Annotated in this window: 1 protein-coding gene; it reads right to left on the bottom strand. The window is 40.7% G+C overall.

What is annotated here, in order from left to right:
• Window positions 1–386 (bottom strand): PAS domain-containing protein (locus AAEZ00_RS20675; protein WP_502959349.1); only part of this gene is annotated, 386 nt, incomplete at both ends.

The following is a 386-nucleotide window of genomic DNA, read 5'->3' as shown; positions in this document are numbered from 1 at the left end:
ATCGAACACATCGTCCATGTCAAAAGGTTCTACGGTCTCAAACACTAAGTCGGAAAAAGGTGTGCCGGCCAAATCACTCTTTTTAGCCGCTAGAATTAAATTAGCCGCAGCATTGCTGATTTTGATGTTCTTTTTCATGTCTAATATCAACATGCCTTCGGAAGTATTTTCAAATGCTTGGGCTAATAAATTAACCTCACTTTCAAGGGTTTTTTGTTGAGTGATGTCGGTATACATCCCTGCAGCATAAATTAGTCTTCCATTGTTAAGATCTACCTCAATAGCACGGCCTTTAATTCGTAACCAATGCCACTGATGATCATGCTGATTACGATATCGATACTCGGCATCAATCATCTCGACGTTACCGTTAACAAGGTCCTGCC

Origin of the sequence: Shewanella sp. S1-49-MNA-CIBAN-0167 (genome assembly GCF_040310145.1) — a bacterium.
In the GTDB taxonomy this organism is placed as follows: Bacteria; Pseudomonadota; Gammaproteobacteria; order Enterobacterales; family Shewanellaceae; genus Shewanella; species Shewanella psychromarinicola.
Note: the sequence above shows the minus strand (reverse complement) of the source record. Positions and strands in the feature narration are given on the sequence as shown.